Annotated in this window: 14 protein-coding genes; 8 read left to right on the forward strand and 6 right to left on the reverse strand. The window is 64.0% G+C overall.

Annotated elements, in window-relative coordinates; all coding sequences use genetic code 11:
• Nucleotides 1-5 precede the first annotated feature (5 nt).
• Complete coding sequence (locus C2U40_RS15540; protein WP_233768846.1) at nt 6-926, forward strand: GGDEF domain-containing protein; 921 nt, start codon at nt 6-8, stop codon at nt 924-926.
• Nucleotides 927-991: 65 nt separating this feature from the next.
• Here the strand turns inward: C2U40_RS15540 and tilS are convergent, their stop codons facing one another.
• Complete coding sequence (gene tilS / locus C2U40_RS15545; protein ID WP_103827231.1) at nt 992-2332, reverse strand: tRNA lysidine(34) synthetase TilS; 1341 nt, start codon at nt 2330-2332, stop codon at nt 992-994.
• 128 nt (nt 2333-2460) lie between these two features.
• Between tilS and C2U40_RS15550 the strand changes: the two genes are divergently transcribed.
• The 4 genes from C2U40_RS15550 to C2U40_RS15565 all read left to right on the forward strand — a co-directional run bounded on the left by C2U40_RS15550 (nt 2461) and on the right by C2U40_RS15565 (nt 7767).
• Nucleotides 2461-4491 (forward strand): M13 family metallopeptidase, encoded by a 2031-nt coding sequence (locus tag C2U40_RS15550; RefSeq protein WP_181014741.1) that lies wholly within the window; start codon nt 2461-2463, stop codon nt 4489-4491.
• 111 nt (nt 4492-4602) lie between these two features.
• Nucleotides 4603-5040 (forward strand): PliI family lysozyme inhibitor of I-type lysozyme, encoded by a 438-nt coding sequence (locus C2U40_RS15555; protein WP_016349890.1) that lies wholly within the window; start codon nt 4603-4605, stop codon nt 5038-5040.
• Nucleotides 5041-5404: 364 nt separating this feature from the next.
• Complete coding sequence (locus tag C2U40_RS15560; RefSeq protein ID WP_103827233.1) at nt 5405-7144, forward strand: ABC-F family ATP-binding cassette domain-containing protein; 1740 nt, start codon at nt 5405-5407, stop codon at nt 7142-7144.
• Nucleotides 7145-7227: 83 nt separating this feature from the next.
• A complete protein-coding gene (locus C2U40_RS15565) occupies nt 7228-7767 on the forward strand; it encodes a GNAT family N-acetyltransferase (protein WP_103827234.1) in 540 nt (179 codons plus the stop codon).
• A 41-nt stretch (nt 7768-7808) separates the two neighbouring features.
• Here the strand turns inward: C2U40_RS15565 and yjeH are convergent, their stop codons facing one another.
• Together yjeH and C2U40_RS15575 are read right to left on the reverse strand one after the other, a co-directional pair.
• A complete protein-coding gene (gene yjeH / locus C2U40_RS15570) occupies nt 7809-9089 on the reverse strand; it encodes an L-methionine/branched-chain amino acid transporter (protein WP_103827235.1) in 1281 nt (426 codons plus the stop codon).
• A 92-nt stretch (nt 9090-9181) separates the two neighbouring features.
• Complete coding sequence (locus tag C2U40_RS15575) at nt 9182-10075, reverse strand: LysR family transcriptional regulator (protein ID WP_103827236.1); 894 nt, start codon at nt 10073-10075, stop codon at nt 9182-9184.
• Nucleotides 10076-10231: 156 nt separating this feature from the next.
• On the opposite strand from C2U40_RS15575, the gene C2U40_RS15580 reads away from it, so the two are divergent.
• Nucleotides 10232-11272: an MBL fold metallo-hydrolase gene (locus tag C2U40_RS15580; protein WP_103827237.1), complete on the forward strand. Its 1041-nt coding sequence runs from the start codon at nt 10232-10234 to the stop codon at nt 11270-11272.
• Nucleotides 11273-11339: 67 nt separating this feature from the next.
• On the opposite strand, the gene C2U40_RS15585 is transcribed toward C2U40_RS15580, so the two are convergent.
• The gene (locus C2U40_RS15585) at nt 11340-12635 is read right to left on the reverse strand and encodes an HAAAP family serine/threonine permease (RefSeq protein WP_024946034.1); all 1296 of its coding nucleotides are present in this window, start codon (nt 12633-12635) and stop codon (nt 11340-11342) included.
• Between the two features lie 504 nt (nt 12636-13139).
• On the opposite strand from C2U40_RS15585, the gene C2U40_RS15590 reads away from it, so the two are divergent.
• Entirely contained in the window at nt 13140-14048 is a 909-nt protein-coding gene (locus C2U40_RS15590; RefSeq protein WP_045790426.1) for a LysR substrate-binding domain-containing protein, read from the forward strand.
• Nucleotides 14049-14154: 106 nt separating this feature from the next.
• Complete coding sequence (locus C2U40_RS15595) at nt 14155-15576, forward strand: MATE family efflux transporter (protein WP_103827238.1); 1422 nt, start codon at nt 14155-14157, stop codon at nt 15574-15576.
• Between the two features lie 9 nt (nt 15577-15585).
• On the opposite strand, the gene pdxY is transcribed toward C2U40_RS15595, so the two are convergent.
• Nucleotides 15586-16452: a pyridoxal kinase PdxY gene (gene pdxY, locus C2U40_RS15600; RefSeq protein ID WP_039213392.1), complete on the reverse strand. Its 867-nt coding sequence runs from the start codon at nt 16450-16452 to the stop codon at nt 15586-15588.
• Nucleotides 16453-16524: 72 nt separating this feature from the next.
• Complete coding sequence (locus tag C2U40_RS15605) at nt 16525-18657, reverse strand: lysine decarboxylase CadA (RefSeq protein WP_011705110.1); 2133 nt, start codon at nt 18655-18657, stop codon at nt 16525-16527.
• Nucleotides 18658-18680: the final 23 nt, after the last annotated feature.

Here is an 18680-nt window from a genome sequence, read left to right on the forward strand (position 1 = left end):
GTAGGTTGTTTGAGGGCTGTACCGTGGAAAACACATCATCATTGAATGGTCTGGGACATGGCATCGAGCAGTGGGTTCGCCAGATGGAGCGGCTCACGCCGCTGGCCAGTCAGGATCGCAACCAGTTGCTCGAGTTGTTGTTGGTGCAGATGGACCTCGGCAGCCTGCTGGCAACCTTTGCCGATCGTGCGGCAAGAATTGTCCGGATCCACAGCCTGCACTTCGACTGCGGCCAGTCTCACACCCTGATCCAGCATCCGCCCCAGGCCAGCCTGACCCTGCACAGCTACCCGTTCGAGCTGCGCGGCCAGCATGGCCAGCTGATCGGCCAGTTGCACTACACCCTGGAACATGCCCTGAGCGGCAGCCAGCAGCGGATCCTGCAGCAGTATCACCAGCTGCTCTGCCTGCCCCTGCCTCTCTATCTGCGCCTGTCACAGCTGGAGCTGCAGGTCAGGCTCGATCACCTGACCGGGCTCGGCAACCGCTCCTACTTCGACGAAGCCATCGGCCGGGCGGTAGAGCAGCACAGCCGGGAATCCCACGGCCTGGTACTGGTGCTGCTGGATCTCGACAATTTCAAACAGATCAACGACACCTGGGGTCACCCGGTTGGCGATCTGGTGCTGAGCCGCTTCGCCCAACTGCTGACCCACTGCATCCGCAGCACGGATCAGGCGTTTCGCCTCGGCGGCGACGAGTTCGCCCTGCTGCTGCAACCCGCCGAACCCGAGGCCTGGCGCCCGGTCTGGCTGCGCCTGCAGCACATGCTGATGATCCACAAGGAGCTCAGCACCTTCTCGGTCGGCTGCAGCCTGGGAGCCGCCAGCTGGCAGTCCGGGGTGGACGTGCACAGCCTGTACGAGGCCGCCGATGCCCACCTCTATGCCCGCAAGAAGGCGGGCAAGGCCGGCCTGCTGGACTGAACCGGCCAGCCGCTGAATATGACAAGGCCGGCATATGCCGGCCTTGTCATTTGCAACGGATAGGATCAGGCAGGAGGCTGACAGGCCGCCGCCGGCAGCCAGTGCCAGTCCAGACCGGCGCCCTGCGTCATGAATCCGTCACAGAGGAACAGCTCACCCACCGCCGCCACCTGCTCGCCGTAATAGAGAATGGGAATGCGGCCACGCTGCCAGGAGGGAACCCCGTACTCCTGCAGCAACTTCTTGAGGCGCCGGCTGCCGCCACGCCCTACCGGCTTGAGCATGCTGCCGGCAGCCACCCCGAAGCGCACCGACAGCGGCTCGTCCGCCCTTGGCTGTCGCAGCCCCTCGCCTTCCACTCGCGGCAGCAAGCGCACCTCCCCCAGCCCGTCCGGCAGGATCAGCGTCTCCCCCACGGCCAATGTCAGCTGTTCGTGGCGAGGCTGCAGCCCGGGTCGCACCAGATGGAGCCGCCCCTGAAAGCGGCGGCAGCTCTGCCCGCCCCAGTTGAGCTGGGGATTGGCGTCTTCCCGTGCCAGCGCCACCTCCTGCCAGAGCAGACCGAGCTGCTCGCGGGAGGGCATCTCGCCCCCCTGGCGGCGGATCCAGTAACGCAGCAGGTTGTTGCGCCGGGTGCCTGACAGAGCCAGCAGCGGCGCGATCTGCAGCGCCTCTCCTGCCGCTGCCAGCCGCCAGTCGGCCTCTGCCAGCTCCTCCAGCAGCGCCTCCTGCTCGGCGCACAGCGCCATGCTGCGCGCCGCCGTCTGGGCCATGGCGGGCCAGCGGGCCTTGAGCTGGGGAATGAGCCGTTGGCGCAGGAAGTTGCGGTCATAACTCTCATCCTGATTGCTCTCATCCTCCACCCAGCCATAGGGGAGGCTGGCCGCCGCCTCGGCCAGCTCGGCCCGACTCACCTCGAGCAAGGGGCGCAGCAACAGGCCACCGGCAAAGGGCTGGCTCGGCACCATGCCCGCCAGCCCGCGCAGGCCGGCGCCGCGCTTGAGCGCCAGCAGCAGGGTCTCCAGCTGATCGTCCTGATGGTGGGCGGTGAGCAGCCACTCCCCCTCCCCCAGCTGAGCGGCAAGGCGCAGATAGCGGGCCTCCCGCGCCTGCGCCTCCAGGCTGTCGCCACTATCCCGCTGCAGTTGCACCCGCTCGACCAGCAGCGGCACCGCCAGTTGCTGACACACCGTTTCGCAGTGAGCCACCCACTCGTCGGCATTTGGGCTCAGGCCGTGATGGACGTGCAGAGCGCGCAGGGCAAGGCCGTGGGCGTGGGCAAAGCGTGCCGCCAACACCAGCAGCACGGTGGAGTCGAGCCCACCGCTGAAGGCCACCAGCAGACCACGGGAACCTTCCGGCGCGGGCAGAGTCTGAGAAAAACGAGAATAAATACGAGAAATCATAGGCTTCCCCAATACGACCAGGCCGATCTTAGCAGACTCGGGCTTATCAAGCGCTAACCCGACTGCTAGAGTGAGACGCTCCCTGCGTGGGCAAGGAAGCCGCATAACCCGAATTGGAATCCAACATAATGAACAACAAAAAAAGCATACTGGCCGCCCTCGTCGGGCTGGCCCTGCTGGCCGGCTGCAGTCAGGCCCCGGACGGCGCAGACAAACACTCCGGCCTCGCGCTGGCCAACATGGACACCAGCGTCAAACCCGGTGACGACTTCTTCCGCTACGTGAACGGCCACTGGCTCGCCACCGCCAAGATCCCGGACGACAGGCCCGCCGACGGCGCCTTCTACATGCTGCGCGACAAATCCCTGGCGGACGTGCGGGTGCTGGTGGAAGGGCTGGACGGCAAGGCCGCCGCCGGCACACCGGCCCAGCAGATCCACGACCTTTACCAGAGCTATCTGGATCAGACGACCCGCAACGCCAAGGGCACGGCGCCGCTGATGCCGATGCTGAGCGAGATCGAGCAGATCCGCAGCCCTCAGGATCTGGCCCGGGCCTTCGCCCAGAGCGGTCGCAACGGCGGCGGCGCCCCGTTCGGTTTCTGGGTCGATGCCGACGCCAAGGCGCCGGACAGCTATGCGGTCTACCTCTACCAGGCCGGGCTCGGTCTGCCGGATCGGGACTACTACCTCAAGACGGATGCCGCCAGCCAGGCACTGCGCCAGAAATACGAGCAGCACATCGCCACCATGCTGGGCCGCTTCGGCGAGGCGGATGCGGGGGCCAAGGCCAAACGCATCCTGGCGCTTGAGAGCAAACTCGCCCGGATCCAGTGGGACAACGTCACCCTGCGGGATCGGGAGAAGAACTACAACAAGGGGCCCCAGAGCGAGCTCAAACGCCTCGCCCCCGCCATCGACTGGAATACCTACCTGACCCAGGCCGGCCTCGCCGGCCAGAGCAGCCTCATCATCGGCCAGCCCACCTATCTCGCGGCCCTCAACGAGGTGATGCAGCAGACTCCGGTCGGCGACTGGCAGGCCTACCTCAAGTGGCATCTCATCACCGATTACGCCCCCTACCTCGACAGCCAGACCGATGCACAGAACTTCGCCTTCTTCGGCACCACCCTGAGCGGCACGCCCAAGCAGCGCGCCCCCTGGGAGCGGGCCCTCGGCGTACTGGACGATCATCTGGGCGAGGCGGTAGGCAAGCTCTACGTGGAGCGCTACTTCCCGCCAGAGGCTAAGGCTCGCATGGAGCAGCTGGTGGAGAACCTGCGCACCGCCTACGGCCAGAGCATCGAGGAGCTGGACTGGATGTCGCCGGCCACCAAGGCCCAGGCCCAGGCCAAGCTCGCCAAGTTCCGCCCCAAGATCGGCTACCCGGACAAGTGGAAGGATTACAGCGCCATCGCGATCCGTGCCGACGATCTGATGGGCAACCTGCAGCGGGCCCGTGCCTTCGAATACGCCGACAACCTGGCGCGCCTCGGCAAGCCGGTAGACAGAGACGAGTGGCACATGTCGCCGCAGACGGTAAACGCCTACTACAACCCGAGCAACAACGAGATCGTCTTCCCGGCCGCTATCCTGCAACCGCCCTTCTTCGACATGACGGCGGATGACGCGGTCAACTACGGCGCCATCGGCGGGGTGATCGGTCACGAGATGGGTCACGGTTTTGATGATCAGGGCGCCAAATCCGACGGTGACGGCGTGATGCGCGACTGGTGGACGCCCCAGGATCTCAAGGAGTTTCGCTTCCGCACCAGCCGGCTGGTGGCCCAGTACAACCGCTTCGAGCCCATCAAGGGGCAGTTCGTCAACGGCCAGTTCACCCTGGGGGAGAACATCGGCGATCTGGGCGGCCTCACCATCGCCCACAAGGCCTACCTGCTGTCGCTGGATGGCAAGGAGGCCCCGGTGCTGGACGGCTTCACCGGCGAGCAGCGCTTCTTCCTCGGCTGGGCCCAGGTGTGGAAAGGCATGTATCGCCCCGAGCTGATGCAGATGCTGCTCGCCTCGGATCCCCACTCGCCGCCGGAATACCGGGTCAACGGCGTGGTACCGAACATCCCCGCCTTCTACGAGGCGTTCAAGATCCAGCCGGGGGACAAGCTCTATCTGGACCCGGCCAAACGGGTCAAGATCTGGTAATGACCGCCCCGATGAGGGGCGGATGACGCGAACCGGCGGGGATTGCCCGGCCGGTTCGCACAGTGACACAGGTGGCGGGCAACCGCCGCCGCAGTAACAAGGGTCAAACCGATGAAAGCCTTGCTCATGACACTCGGCCTGCTCACCCTGCCCCTCGCCAGCCAGGCGGCGGACGGGTTCTTCAAACAGCTGACGCTCCCCTCAGGCCAGGTAGTGACTGTCAGCGAAGGGCGCGGCGAACCTGCCTCCACCGGCAGCTACGACGTGCGCCTCTACTCAGGCGCCAACCCCCAGTTCCCGCTGGATCAGTTCATCGACGGCAAGGTGCTGCCGCGCGATGGCAGTATCAAGGAGCTCAAGCTGCTGGATCTCAACGGCGACAAGCAGCCCGAGCTCATCGTCGTGGTCGAAAGTGCCGGCAGCGGCAGCTACCTGAGCGCCGACGCCTTCACCATCAACCCGCAGGAGGGGCTGGACAGCTTCAACCACGTGGAGGGGCTGGCCCCCAATGAAGATGTGATCCAGGCGCTCAAGACCCCGCGCGACTGACATCCCCATCACCACGCCCCGCCCAGCGGGGCGTTTTTTTGTCCCGCCGCTGACAAAGCGCCTTCCCGCCTCACCCGCAGGGCACCGCCATGGATAGACGGTTATTTTTTCTGCGCTTATAATCGCCGCACCGTGCCATCACGAAACACAAGGAGGTAAAAAATGGTTATCCAAGCGTGTCCGATGTTCTCGGCTCGCCTGTTCGGCACATTCGCGTGCTCTTGCCTGCATACCATCGCGCTGCGATAGCGGGTTCGAGCAAAGCCGACTCCCTTCCATACCGAGACCTTTCTCGACTCTGCCGTTGTCGCCAGCGCTCCTGATGGCAGGGATTTCTGATCCCGCGATTTAAGAGAGCAAGAGCATGACAACCCTGATGAGTACCCATTCCCTGCAGATGAGTGCGGGGCACCTTCCGTTATTTGACCACCTCGAACTCGGCATCCGCGCAGGCGACCGGCTCGGCCTTGTCGGTGCCAACGGCTGCGGCAAGAGCACCCTGCTGGCACTGCTGGCGGGCGAGCGCACGCCCCAGGCCGGCCGGGTCGTGCAGGCGGCCGCCTGCCGCTGCGAGTTCGTGGCCCAACAACTGCCAGCCAGGCTTTCAACCCTCAGCACCCGCGCCGTGCTGCTGGATGCGCTGGGCAACGACCTGAGCGCCGAATGGCAGGTGGACAAGCTGCTGGCCGAGCTGCAGCTGGAGGCCCAGGCCGCGCTGCCGGTCAGTGCGCTGAGCGGCGGCCAGCACAGCCGGCTGCAGATAGGCCGTGCCCTGCTGCGCCAACCCAACCTGCTGCTGCTCGATGAGCCCAGCAACCACCTGGATCTGCCCGCCCTGCTCTGGCTCGAGCAGTTTCTGCTGGGCTGGCGCGGCGCCTTCGTGCTGGTCTCCCACGACGGTCGCCTGCTGGACCGGGTCACCGAACAGACCCTGATCCTGCGCGATGGCCAGCTGCACCGCTTCGCCCTGCCCTGCAGCCAGGCCCGGGTGGCGCTGGCCGCCGAGGATGAGCAGGCCCGTCTACGCCGGGCCGACGAGCAAAAGGAGATCGACCGCCTGAGCGCCAGCAGCAAACGCCTCGCCATCTGGGGGCGGGAGCATGACAACGAGAAGCTGGTGCGCCAGGCCAAATCCATGGAGAAGCGCATCGCCCGCCTGCAGGAGGAGCAGAGCCAGGTGGCAGCGCTGGCCCCCTGGCGGCTCGAGCTGCGCGGAGTGAGCCTGCCTGCCGACACCCTGCTGCGGCTGGAGACCCTCGACGTATCGCCAGCACCCGCATTGCCGCCGCTGCTGCGGGCCGAAGGACTCTGGCTGCGGGCGGGGGACAGGGTCGCCCTGCTCGGTGCCAACGGCACCGGCAAGTCCTCCCTGTTGCGCCAGTGCTGGCGCGAACTGGCCGCGCAGAGCCCGCAGGCAGGCTGGTACTGCCACCCCGGTGCCAGCATCGCCTATTACGATCAGTCCCTGCAGCAGCTCGCTGACGACGCCACCCTGAGCGACGCGCTGTACCCGTTGGCCCCTCTGCCTGAGGTGACGCGGCGACAGGCGCTGATCCGGGCGGGCTTCCCCTATACCCGCCACGGCCAGCAGGTGCACAGCTTGAGCGGGGGCGAGCGGGCACGGCTGCTGTTTCTCGCCCTGTCGCTCGGCAGCCACCACATGCTCTGGCTCGACGAACCCACCAACCACCTGGATCTGGCGGGCAAGGAGGAGCTGGCCGAGGCCATTGCCGCCTTCCCGGGCGGCGTGCTGCTGGTCTCCCACGACCGGGAGCTGATCGAGCGCAGCTGCAACCGCTTCTGGCTGATCAGGGACGGTCGCATCCAGGAGGCTCACAGCGCCGAGCGGGCCTATGCCGAGCTGCTCGGCGATGCGCCCTCGCCGGCAGCAGACGAGGCAAGCCTGGCTACCCCCGCCATGGGGCTGGCCCCGGCCGGCCCGGCGGATGACGAAGAGGCGCTGCTGGCACGCTGGTATGAACTCGATTCCCTGCTCGCCGCCGATCTGGCCCGCAAGCCCAGGCACCAGACCCCGCGTCTGCAGCAGCAGTGGCGTGACGAGCTGGCCAGGCTCACCGACCAGCTCGGGCTGGTCGGATCATGAGCAGAGCCATAAACCGGCTTTGCCAGCCATCCCTGTTTGACTCACCACTCGCGGCCAACTCCGGTTGGCCGCAAGGAGCTACCATGACAGCAACGCAACAACCTCACATCAGGCTGGATCCGGTCAGCGACGCCGACCTGCCCCACATCTTTCGCGGCCTGTCGGATCCGCGGGTCGTCGCCTACTACGGCGTCAGCTACGACAGCCTGACGGCGTGCCAGGCCCAGATGGATTGGTATGCCGAGCTGACCCGCACCGGCCGTGGCGCCTGGCACCTCATTCGTGACCGGCACACGGGCGAACCGCTCGGCGCCATCGGTTACAACGATGCCGACCCGACTCACCGGCACGCCGAGCTGGGCTACTGGCTCTATCCCGAACACTGGGGCAAGGGGGTGATGAGCGCGGCGCTGCGGCTGTGGCTGCCGCTCACTTATCGCACCAGCGAGCTGCACCGGTTGCTGGCGGTGGTGGAGGAGCCCAACCTCCCCTCCGCCCGCCTGCTGGAGCGGGCGGGCTTTCACTACGAGGGCACTGCGCGGGAGTGCGAACGCAAGGGGGATGGCTTCATCTCCCTGCGCCACTACGCCATCTTGCGCAGCGACCTGCCCGCCAGCCTGTGACCTGCAACAAAAAGCCCCGCACTGCGGGGCTTTTTTTCGGGTTACTTGATGGCGCAGACACCCTCATCGGACGCCGAGCGGCGGCGTCTGCGCCGCCACAACGAGAAACAGCCGTACCCCAGACTGAGCACGACGGCATAGAGCACCTGGGAGGCGAGCGCCACCAGCACCAGGGCACAGAGCAGCACGCTCACTCCCGCCAGCCCCTTGCCCACCCCGCCAAGCAGGCGCCAGCCCGCCGCCATGCAGAGCAGGTAGACCAGCACGAAATTGCCGTTGGCGTAGCGGATCAGCTCATCGAGGGGCAGTCGCAGCCAGATGATCAGGGTGATGCAGACCAGACAGATGGCGAGCACCAGACTCAAGGCCCGCAGCGGCGCGCCGCGGGCGGTGAGGCGGGCCAGCGAGACCGGCAGCTTGCCTTCGCGCGCCATGCTCCAGATCAGCCGGGCAAATCCCTGCAGGTAGATGTTGATGCTGGCAAAGCAGGAGAAATAGCCGAGCACCGCCACCAACCACTTGGCGGTGGGGCCGAACAGCAGCAAGAGCAGGGCCGGAATGGCGGTGGCGTTGGTCGCCTCATCGCCGTAGAGGCCATATTTGAGCACCACCAGCGAGTGCACCCAGTAGATGAGCCCCGCCAGCAGCACCCCGCCGAGCAGGGCGATGGGGTAATCCCGCTCCGGTCGCTTGAACTCCTCCCCCATGTGGGCGAAGGCCTCGAGCCCGACGAAACACCAGAACATCACCGCCAGCGCGGTGGCCATGGCGGGCCACTCGTCCGTCGTCGGCAGCGGCCGGGCGGCGTCGCGCCAGCTGATATCCCCCTTGAACCAGATGAGCAGGGTGAGCCCCAAAATGGCGAGCGCGATCAGCAACTGCAGGTTGCCGGAAGAGCGCGCCCCGCGCAGCCCCAGCAAAAATACCCCGAGCAGAGTGAGCAGCTGGATGCCCCACAGGGTCCACTCCCCCAGATCGAACAGGGCGTGCCAGAAGCCGGCGGCAATCATCAGGGCGGCGGGCAAGCCCACCGGCAACACCGCCAGAAACAGGAAGGCGGAGAAGCGCTCGGCGCCGTTGCCAAAGGCAAGGCCGATGAGGTGTGGCGCCCCGCCGGCATGGGGGTAGCGGCGGCCGAGGCGAGCGAAGGTAAAGGCAATCGGCAGCACCAGCGCAATCAGCAGCAGCCAGGCCCACAGCGAGGCCCCACCCGCCAGCGAGGCGGCTGTCGCCGGTACCACGAAGATCCCGGTCCCCAGCAGCGAGGTGGCGAGCAGCCCCATTCCCTGCCAGAGCCCGAGATCCTTTTTCAACCCAGACATATCCTTTTGTCCCGACTAGAAAAACATCCCGCCATGTTAGGCCTCCCCCGCCCCTTTGTTAAGCACGATGGCAAGAATATGCAGCGCTTTATTCAGGCACTGCGTCCGGTTAGCGCCTCGGCAAGAAAATCCCCCAGCAGGGTGATCTTGAGCACCTGCCGGCGCGCCGCCGGGTAGATGAAATGGAGGGTCTTGTCCGGAATGCGGTAGGTATCGAGCAGGGGCAGCAGCCGCCCTGCAGCGATATGCTCTTGCACCTGATCGGCGGGCTGCAAGCTGATGCCAGCCCCCGTGAGTGCTGCCGTCAGCAGCGCCGGCCAGTGGTTGATGCGAAGACGCGAGGCCACCCGCACCTCCTCGCTCTGGCCATCGCCCCCGACAAACTGCCAGCGTTCGTGCTCGCCCCAGTTGCCGTGCAGACACTGGTGGCGAGCGAGATCGGCCGGATCACGGGGCACACCGTGGCGAGCGAGGTAGGCGGGCGCGGCGCAGAGGCGGTAGTGCTGGGCCAGCAGCGGGCGGGCGACCAGCGCTTCATCCTGCGGGCGCAGGGTGCGGATGGCGGCGTCGAACCCCTCCTCCACCAGATCGACCCAGCGCGGGGTAAGCTGCAGATCCACCTCCAGCCTGGGGTAACGGTCGAGAAAGGCGGGCAGCAGCGGCACCAGCCGATGGTGGCCAAAGCTTAAGGGGGCGGCGATGCGCAGCCGCCCGGCGGGCTCGGCCAGCAGGTGCTGGGTCAGCGACTCGGTCAGCGCCAGCTCCTCCAGCACCCGCTGGCAGCGGGCCAGAAAGAGCTGGCCCAGCTCGGTCAGGGTCTGCTGGCGGGTGGTCTTGTGAAACAGCTTGCCCCCCAACCACTGCTCCAGCCCCTGCACATGCTTGCCCACCATCTGGGCGCTGATCCCCTCTTCGCTTGCCACCGCGCTGTAGGAGCCGAGATCCACCACCCGGGTGAAGATGCGCATGCTGGTCAATCGGTCCACAACCCCTCCTTTGCCCCGTTCCGGGGCCATTTGGCCCGCAGCAAGCGGCCCACATTCACAATCAAAAGTTTAGTAAGAAATGGTTTTTGGCCAATTTATCGCACTTTTGGTTGCCAATATAGTGATCAGCGACCTCACCCATCAGGACATACATCCATGAAAAGTACCTATCTGGCCGCCCTGCTGGTCGGTCTGCTGGCCACCGGTGTCAGCCAGGCTGCCGAGAGCAGCTTTATCAACCCGCAGCAGAACGCCCCCGTCAGCGCGACCCTGGCCGCGACTCAAGCCCAGCCCGATATCTTCCGGGTCAGCCTGCTTGGCACCGGCACCCCGGTGCCCCAGATCAGCCGCGGCGGTTACAGCACCCTGGTCGAGGCGGGCAACCAGAAGCTGGTGTTCGACTTTGGCCGCAACTCCGCCACCCGCTTGTGGCAGCTGCATATCCCCATCGGCCGGGTCAACGCCTTCTTCCTCACCCACTTCCACTCGGATCACACCAACGGGCTGGCGGATCTCTGGCTGACCGGCTGGCTGCAACCGGCCTATGGCCAGCGCCACGCGCCGATGGAGCTTTACGGGCCCAAAGGCACCAATGCCCTCGCAAGCGGCCTGCAGCAGGCCTACGCCACCGATATCGCCACCCGGGTCAAGGATGAGGGGACGCCGCTGGACGGGGTGAAGATCAACAGCCACGAGGTGACCGCCGGGGTGGTCTACGACCAGGATGGGGTCAAGGTGACCGCCTTTGACAACGACCACGGGGTCAACATCAAGCCATCGTTTGGCTATCGCATCGACTACCACGGCCACAGCGTGGTGCTATCCGGCGATACCCGCTACAGCCCGCAGGTGGTGAAAGAGGCCAAGGGGGCCGATCTGCTGGTGCACTGCGTCTCCATGACCTCCGCCGTCCGCATGAAGGCCAACCCGGGCTACCGGGCGATCGCTGGTCACCTCGCCTCCCCCGAGCAGGTCGCCCGGGTAATGAATGAAGCCAAACCGGCGCTGACCGTGTTCAGCCACATCGGCCTCAACGGCCAGATCGGGGTGAAGGATCTGGCGCAGAGCCTGAGCGCAAGTCACTCGGGCCCCTTCGTCATCGGCAATGACCTGATGCAGATTGACCTGCCCACCACTGCCTCCGGCAAGGGCTACGCCCTCTGGCAGGCGGAGAACATCGACAACGCCCAGCCCTGAATCCCGGCCATAAAAAAAGCCGCCTCTTGCGAGGCGGCTTCTTCATTCAAGCGGGTAACCCGTGTTATCAGGCAATCAGCTTGTAGATGATACCGGACATGGCGATCAGGCCGATGATGGTCACGAACACGTTGCTGATGTTGCCAGCGTATTTGCGCATGGCCGGCACCTTGGTGATGGCGTACATCGGCATCAGGAACAGCAGCATCGCGATGATGGGGCCGCCCAGGTCTTCAATCATGCCGAGGATGCTCGGGTTGATGGTGGCGATGGCCCAGGTGGTCAGGATCATGAACACTGCGGTCACTTTGTTCAGTTGCTTGACGTCAACGTTCTTGCCTTTCTCACGCAGGGACTTGGCCATCAGACCGTTCATGCCCTCTTGTGCACCCAGGTAGTGACCCAGGAAGGATTTGCTGATGGCAACCATGGCGATCAGCGGAGCCACGGTGGCGATAACCGGGTTGTCGAAGTGGTTGGCCAGGTAGGACAGGATGGAGATGTTCTGTTCCTTGGCAGCAGCCAGGTCAGCCGGGGAGAGGCTCAGTACGCAGCTGAATACGAAGAACATAACGGTCATCACCATCATGACGTGGGCGCCCAGCAGGATGTTGCTGCACTTCTTCTCGGCACCTTCACCGTAACGACCTTTGTTGTCCACCGCGAAGGAGGAGATGATCGGGGAGTGGTTGAAGGAGAACACCATGACCGGGATGGCCAGCCACAGGGTCTTCAGGAAGTCGCCGTTGAAGGCATCACCCAGCGCCGGAGCTTCAGTGATGATGGCACCGTTCCAGTGCGGGATCAGGTAGAGCGCCAGGCCCATCAGGGTGATCACGAACGGGAATACCAGCACGCTCATCGCTTTGACGATAACCTGGCCGCCGAGGCGAACGATCGCCATCAGACCCAAGATCAGCGCCAGAGACAGGATGGCACGGGGAGGTGCAGTCATGCCCAGCTGGTGCACCATCAGGCTCTCGACGGTGTTGGTGATGGCTACCGAGTACATCAGCAGGATCGGGTAGATGGCGAAGAAGTAGAGCAGGGTGATGAACTTGCCTGCGGTCTTGCCGAAGTGCTCTTCTACTACCTCGGTGATGTCGCCATCACGGGTGGAGCCGGACAGCACGAAGCGGGTCAGGCCACGGTGTGCGAAGAAGGTCAGCGGCAGGGCCAGGACCAGCATGGCAACCAGCGGCCACAGACCACCTACACCGGCGTTGATCGGCAGGAAGAGTACACCGGCACCGATGGCGGTACCGTACAGACCCAGCATCCAGACCACATCGGCCTTGTTGATGCCACGGGAAGACGCATTACTGGCTAAGCTGCCTTCTACTGCAATGTTCATGTCAGACATAGGGGTGTTCCTGTCATCAAGGAAAATAGAAAATTTCTAGTCAACCGGGCGCAATGCCCTGTTCCATCTCCCTGGAACTCCTGCAGTCCATCCCTGTTATTCTCATCCCGTCGGCCCGGCAAGCTGGTCATCACTCCATGTAACAACCAAATTGCAACAAACAAGCCGGCGGGTCATAGGCCCGAGGGCCACAAACGCGTCAGACTTTACAACTCGCTAACACGCTTTTGTTCCGATGCGCTGACTCTAATTAAATCCCCTTAGCGATCACAGTGTTTTTTTGAATTAATCAACCAAAGTTTGACTGGAATCGCCTTTCTGGCGTCAGAGATCACGTTACGAGCCCAATTTTGTGAACAGCCGTTAACAAATAGAGGTAGTTTCACCCGTATCTATATCCTTGTAGGTACAACAAATTGCTTACATTCGCTCATTTGTTGCTCAGGTTGTGCCCCGCCGTCCGCTGACGTACCCTGTTGCTCAACATTTTTTCGCTGAATTAATATGGCCATCACCCGTACCGATCTCGCCGAACTGGCGGTGTTTGCCGCCGTCGCCCGCCACCAGAGTTTCAGCAAGGCCGCCCTCGAACTCGGCGTGTCTGCCTCCGCCCTAAGCCACAGCCTGAAAGGGCTGGAGACCCGTTTGGGGGTACGGCTGCTCAATCGCAGTACCCGCGCCGTGGTACCCACAGATGCGGGTCAGCGCCTTCTGACCCAGTTGCTGCCGACCTTGAGCCATCTGGAGAGTGCGCTGGGTGAACTGGCCCGTCACAGCGACGAACCGGTAGGAAGGCTGAAGATCAGCGCACCGCGCGGCGCCATCGATGAGTTGCTGGCCCCGGTGCTGATCGATTACATGGTGCGTTACCCGCGCATGCAGGTGGAGGTGGTGGAGCAGGAGTTGATGCCGCGCCTCATCGAAGATGGCTATGACGCCGCCCTCTTTTATGGGGATCTGCTGCCCAAGGAGATGATCGGGGTACCGCTCGGCCCACCCCAGCGCTATCTGGTGGTGGCCGCCCCCGCCTATCTGGCCGAGCACGGCACCCCGCAGCACCCGCGCGAATTGACCCGGCACGCCTGCATCGGCTATCGGCTCACCCCCTCCCATCACTATCGCTGGGCCTTTGCCGGCGAGGAGGGCTCCATGCTGGAGATAGAAGTGACCGGGCCGCTCACTACCAGCACGCCGGCCCTCTACCTGGGAGCGGCCGAGGCGGGGCTGGGACTGGCCTACTGTCTGGAAGAGGAGGTGAGCAGGCAGCTGGCCGAGGGTACCCTGGTGAGCGTGCTGGAGCCCTGGTGCCCCACCTTCGTCGGTTTCTCGCTCTTCTATCCCAGTCGCCATCAGCTGGGCAACGGGCTGCGCGCCCTCATCGACATGCTTAAGGGACACTACCAGCCACGCTGATTGATGAATATGACTCATCAATTCATCAAGTAGAAACCGGATTATCGATAAAAAAATATTAATCTAGACTATCTGCTCGATAATCGAACTCCCCAAGAGAACAGATATGTCTGCCTACTTCACTCTGCGCCAGCGGGCGATGACCCGCCGTTTCTGGGGCTATGCCCTCCCCTCCATCATGGCCATGCTGGTATCCGGCGCCTACTACCTGGTCGATGGCATCTTCGTCGGTCACTACGTGGGGGCCGCCGGCCTTGCCGGCATCAACCTGGTCTACCCGGTCATCATGGTGCTGATCGGTCTCGCCGCCATGATCAGCATGGGGGCGGCCACCGCCATCTCCTTCCAGCAGGGTGCCAGAAATTTCGGTCTGGCCCGCCAGGCGCTGGTCAATGCGCTCTGGCTGCTGGGGCTGCTGGGCGCCGTGGCGCCGCTGCTGCTGCACTACTGGCACGTCGACATCCTGCTGGCACTGGGCATTAAACAGGGTACCGACACCTGGCAACAGGCCAGTGACTACCTCTACTGGATCGGTGGCGGCACCCTGTTGCTGGCCTGCAACCTGGCGGTACCCTATCTGCTGCGCAACGACGGCCGCCCCCGTCTCGCCATGCTGCTGGTGAGCAGTGGCGCCATCCTCAACATCATCCTCAACTACATCATGGTGGGCCGGCTGGGGCTGGGACTGATCGGTACGGCGCAGGCTACCCTCATCTCGGAAGGGGTCGTCAGCCTGCTCGGGCTGGGTTATTTCTTTACCCGCCATGCCAAGCTGCGCATAGAGTGGCGCCACTTGGTGCCCGACTTCCCGGCCATGCCGAACCTGCTGTTCACCGGCCTGCCGAGCCTGATCGCCCAGTTCAACCTCGGTCTGCTGCTGCTGCTGCACAACAGCCAGCTGATGGTGCACGGTTCGGTCAAAGATCTGGCGGGCTTTACCGTGGCTGGTTACACCGAGGCGGTGTTCATCGTCATCCTGCAGGGGCTGGCCTTCGGCATTCAACCGCTGGTCAGCCAGGCGGCCGGCGCCAAACGCCATCGTGACCTCAAGTTCCTGATGGAGATGGGGCTCAAGATCACGCTCGTCTACGGTCTGGCGGTCTGGCTGCTGATCCAGCTGCTGCCGCGCCAGGTGGCCATGCTCTACACCGGCGATCAGGATGGCGAGCTGCTCGCGGCCGCCATCAGCAGCCTGACCCTCAACCTCGGCGCCATCCCGCTGGAGGGGATCATCATGTTCGGCATCGTGCTGTTGCAGTCCATGGCCCGTACCCGCCAGGCACTGCTCATCTCGGCCGCCAAGACCCTGCTGCTGCTGCCGCTGATCTTCATGCTGCCGCTCTGGTGGGGCCGGGACGGCGTGCTGCTGGCCCAGCCCACCACTGTGGTGTTGCTGACCCTGCCGCTGTGCTGGCTGCTGTGGCGCGAGTGGCGCCGCCTCAAGCTGGCCTGTGCCCCGCTGAGCCGGCCCGGTCGCAAACCGCTTGGCGCGCGCCAACAAGTGCAACTGGCCAGGCGCGCCGGCTAAGCGCCGCCATCAGGCCGGCAGCCGGCGGGCACAGGTGCGGATCTCGGGCTCGACCATCGCCTGCTGGGCGGCCACCAGCTGCAGCTCGTAGGCGCCCGCCAGCCAGGTCTGGGCCAGCACCGCATCCACACTGGCATTGGTGCGCTCGAACGCCGCCACCGGCGTGAAGCCCGCCAGCAGGTTGGCCAGCATGGTGGCGCTCAGCAGATCCCCCACCCCGATGGGCTGACGCTGAAACTCATAGAGGGGGCGCGAGATATGAAACGCCCCCTCTTCACACACCAGCAGCATCTCGAACCGGTCCAGGCTCAAGCCGGCGCGGCCCAGATGCTTGACCATCACCAGCTCCACTCCCCCTTCACGCAGTTGCTGGCAAGCCGCCAGCGCCTCGCTCAGATTGCAGATCTCGCGGCCGGTCAGCTGCTCCAGCTCCAGCAGATTGGGGGCCAGCAGGTCGGCGCAGGCCAGCGCCCGGTTTTTCAGAAAATCGGCTACGCCGGGCGCGACTATGCACCCCTTGTCGGGATGCCCCATCACGGGGTCGCAAAAATAGCGGGCGTTCGGATTGAGCGCCTTGAGGTGAGCCACCGCCGCCAGGATCTCCTCCCCCTGCTCGGCCGAGCCGAGATAGCCGCTCAGGATCGCATCGCACTGCCCCAGTACGCCGATGTCGGCCAGCCCCGCCATCAGCTGGCGGATATGACCGCTTGGCATCACCATCCCCTGCCAGCCTGCGCTGTACTGGGTATGGTTGGAAAATTGCACCGTGTTGACGGGCCACACCTCCAGCCCCATGCGGCGCATGGGAAACACGGCGGCGCTGTTGCCGGCACAGCCGAACACCACGTGGGACTGGATGGAGAGAACTCGCTTCATGCTGACTCGCAAAAAAATGGATGAACCCAGATGGGAAAAACGGGCCTTGCGGCCCGTTGTTGTCACTCTCGCTTAACGCAGCACCTTGACGGTGTAGCTGCCATCGGCCTGACGATAGAGGCCGTGGATGTCGGTCTCGAAGCCCGGGTAGTGGGCCCCGATCTCGCACAGCATCTCGAGGAACTCGAGCACCGGCAGGGAATCCTGGGTCACCATCTCGCCCGGCAGCACCAGCGGTACTCCCGGCGGGTACGGCAGGATCATGTTGGCGCTGATGCGGTCCACCATGTCGCGCAGCGGCACTTCCACCACGTTGCCGGCCAGCTCCTGCTGCCAGGCGGCGTGCGGGGTCATCTTCATCTCCGGCAGTACGTCGAACGCCTTGAACATCAGCTCCGGCAGACGGTACTTGCTGGTCAGCTCGTGAATGCGCTGGGCCAGCTCCTGGATGCGCATCCCTTCGTAGAAGCTCGGGTCTTCGCGATAGAGGCTCGGCAGTATGCTCTTGATGGTCAGGTTCAGATCGTAACCGCGCTTGAACTCGGTCAGGGCGCGCAGCAGCTGCATCGCCTTGGATTGATCGATACCGATGGAGAACAGGAACAGCAGGTTGTAGGGGCCGGTCTTCTCCACCACGATACCGCGCTCGTCCAGGAACTTGGAGACCAGCGAAGCCGGGATGCCGTTCTCCAGCAGCTGACCATTGCGGCCCATGCCCGGGGTCAGCAGGGTGACCTTGATGGGATCCAGGTACATGTGGTCATCGTCGATGTCCTTGAAACCGTGCCAGTCATCTTTCGGATCCAGCTTCCAGCACTCGACGGTGTCGATGTCGTCCGGCTGCCATACGTCGAAGAACCAGCCTTCGCTCTGCTCGCGCAGACGCTTGATCTCTTTGCGGAAGGAGATGGCGCGATCGATGGAGTCCTTGATCAGCCGCTTGCCGGTGTTGCCACGCATCATGGCGGCGGAGATCTCGGTAGAGGCCACGATGCCGTACTGCGGCGAGGTGGAGGTGTGCATCATGAAGGCTTCGTTGAAGGTCTCTTCCTCCACATCGCCCTTGATGTGGATCATCGAGGCCTGGGAGAAGGCCGCCAGCAGCTTGTGGGTGGACTGGGTTTCATAGAACACCTTGCCCGGCATGGCTTCGCCGCTCATGCCGCACTTGCCTTCGTAGATCGGGCTGAAGTTGGTGTAGGGCACCCAGGCACTGTCGAAGTGGATGTAAGGGGTGTCCAGCGCCTCCTTGATGAAGCCGGTGTTGTAGAGCAGGCCGTCATAGGTGGAGTTGGTGATCACGGCGTAGCGCGGCGCCTGGGCACCCGGGGTGGCGGCGACCTTGGCGGCGATGGTTTCGCGGCTGAATTCGCTCTGCGGGATGCCGCCCAGGATGCCGTAGGCGTTGCGGGTCGGACGGAAGTAGAGCGGAGTCACGTCGTTCATCATCATCAGGTGAGTGAGCGACTTGTGGCAGTTGCGATCCACCAGCACTGTGCTGCCGGCCGGCGCCGAGTACATGCCGACGATCTTGTTGGCAGTGGAGGTGCCGTTGGTGACGATGTAGGAGCGATCGGCGTTGAAGGTACGGGCGATGTACTCCTCGGCTTCCTTGTGCGGACCGGAGTGATCCAGCAGGGAGCCCAGCTCCGGCATGGAGATGGAGACGTCGGCCTTGAAGGCGTTCGGGCCATAGAAGTCATAGAAGATGCTGCCGGCCGGGCTCATCTGGAAGGCGGTACCGCCCATGTGGCCCGGGGTACAGAAGGTGTACTTGCCCTCTTCCACGTACTTGAACAGCGCCTTGGTGAAGGGCGGCAGGATGGCGTCCTGGTACTCCTGGGTGGCCTGACCCATCTTGAGGGCGATGTCGTCGGCCATGCCGAGACGATACTCGAAGAAGTGGACGTTCAGACGCAGGTCGGTCAGGTGAATGTCCAGAGTGGACTGGTCGTTGGCAAAGGCGAAGATCGGCAGCTTCTCGTTGCGATCGTGGATCTCCTTGCACAGACCCAGCGAGTATTTGTCCCAGTCGAAGATGGCGCCGCAGACGCGGGGGTTCTTCTCAATCAGTTTCAGCAGGTCGGCGACGTCGACCGGATAAACAACCTCGAAACCCTTGCGCTCGAGGGAGGCTTGCAGCTGGCGAATGGGTTCTTCTTTAAAGAAAACGCCCAGGTGGTTGAGGATGGCAATGATATTCATCGTAATGCTCCACACGTAAAGGG

The sequence above is a fragment of the Aeromonas sp. ASNIH4 genome (assembly GCF_002934425.1).
GTDB classification, from domain to species: domain Bacteria; phylum Pseudomonadota; class Gammaproteobacteria; order Enterobacterales; family Aeromonadaceae; genus Aeromonas; species Aeromonas hydrophila.

What these genes read in the sequence shown, in the direction of transcription:
- tilS (WP_103827231.1), bottom strand. Translation starts at nt 2,332, where the DNA reads ATGATTTCTCGTATTTATTCTCGTTTTTCTCAGACTCTGCCCGCGCCG.
- C2U40_RS15550 (WP_181014741.1), top strand. Translation starts at nt 2,461, where the DNA reads ATGAACAACAAAAAAAGCATACTGGCCGCCCTCGTCGGGCTGGCCCTG.
- C2U40_RS15555 (WP_016349890.1), top strand. Translation starts at nt 4,603, where the DNA reads ATGAAAGCCTTGCTCATGACACTCGGCCTGCTCACCCTGCCCCTCGCC.
- C2U40_RS15560 (WP_103827233.1), top strand. Translation starts at nt 5,405, where the DNA reads ATGACAACCCTGATGAGTACCCATTCCCTGCAGATGAGTGCGGGGCAC.
- C2U40_RS15565 (WP_103827234.1), top strand. Translation starts at nt 7,228, where the DNA reads ATGACAGCAACGCAACAACCTCACATCAGGCTGGATCCGGTCAGCGAC.
- yjeH (WP_103827235.1), bottom strand. Translation starts at nt 9,089, where the DNA reads ATGTCTGGGTTGAAAAAGGATCTCGGGCTCTGGCAGGGAATGGGGCTG.
- C2U40_RS15580 (WP_103827237.1), top strand. Translation starts at nt 10,232, where the DNA reads ATGAAAAGTACCTATCTGGCCGCCCTGCTGGTCGGTCTGCTGGCCACC.
- C2U40_RS15585 (WP_024946034.1), bottom strand. Translation starts at nt 12,635, where the DNA reads ATGTCTGACATGAACATTGCAGTAGAAGGCAGCTTAGCCAGTAATGCG.
- C2U40_RS15590 (WP_045790426.1), top strand. Translation starts at nt 13,140, where the DNA reads ATGGCCATCACCCGTACCGATCTCGCCGAACTGGCGGTGTTTGCCGCC.
- C2U40_RS15595 (WP_103827238.1), top strand. Translation starts at nt 14,155, where the DNA reads ATGTCTGCCTACTTCACTCTGCGCCAGCGGGCGATGACCCGCCGTTTC.
- pdxY (WP_039213392.1), bottom strand. Translation starts at nt 16,452, where the DNA reads ATGAAGCGAGTTCTCTCCATCCAGTCCCACGTGGTGTTCGGCTGTGCC.
- C2U40_RS15605 (WP_011705110.1), bottom strand. Translation starts at nt 18,657, where the DNA reads ATGAATATCATTGCCATCCTCAACCACCTGGGCGTTTTCTTTAAAGAA.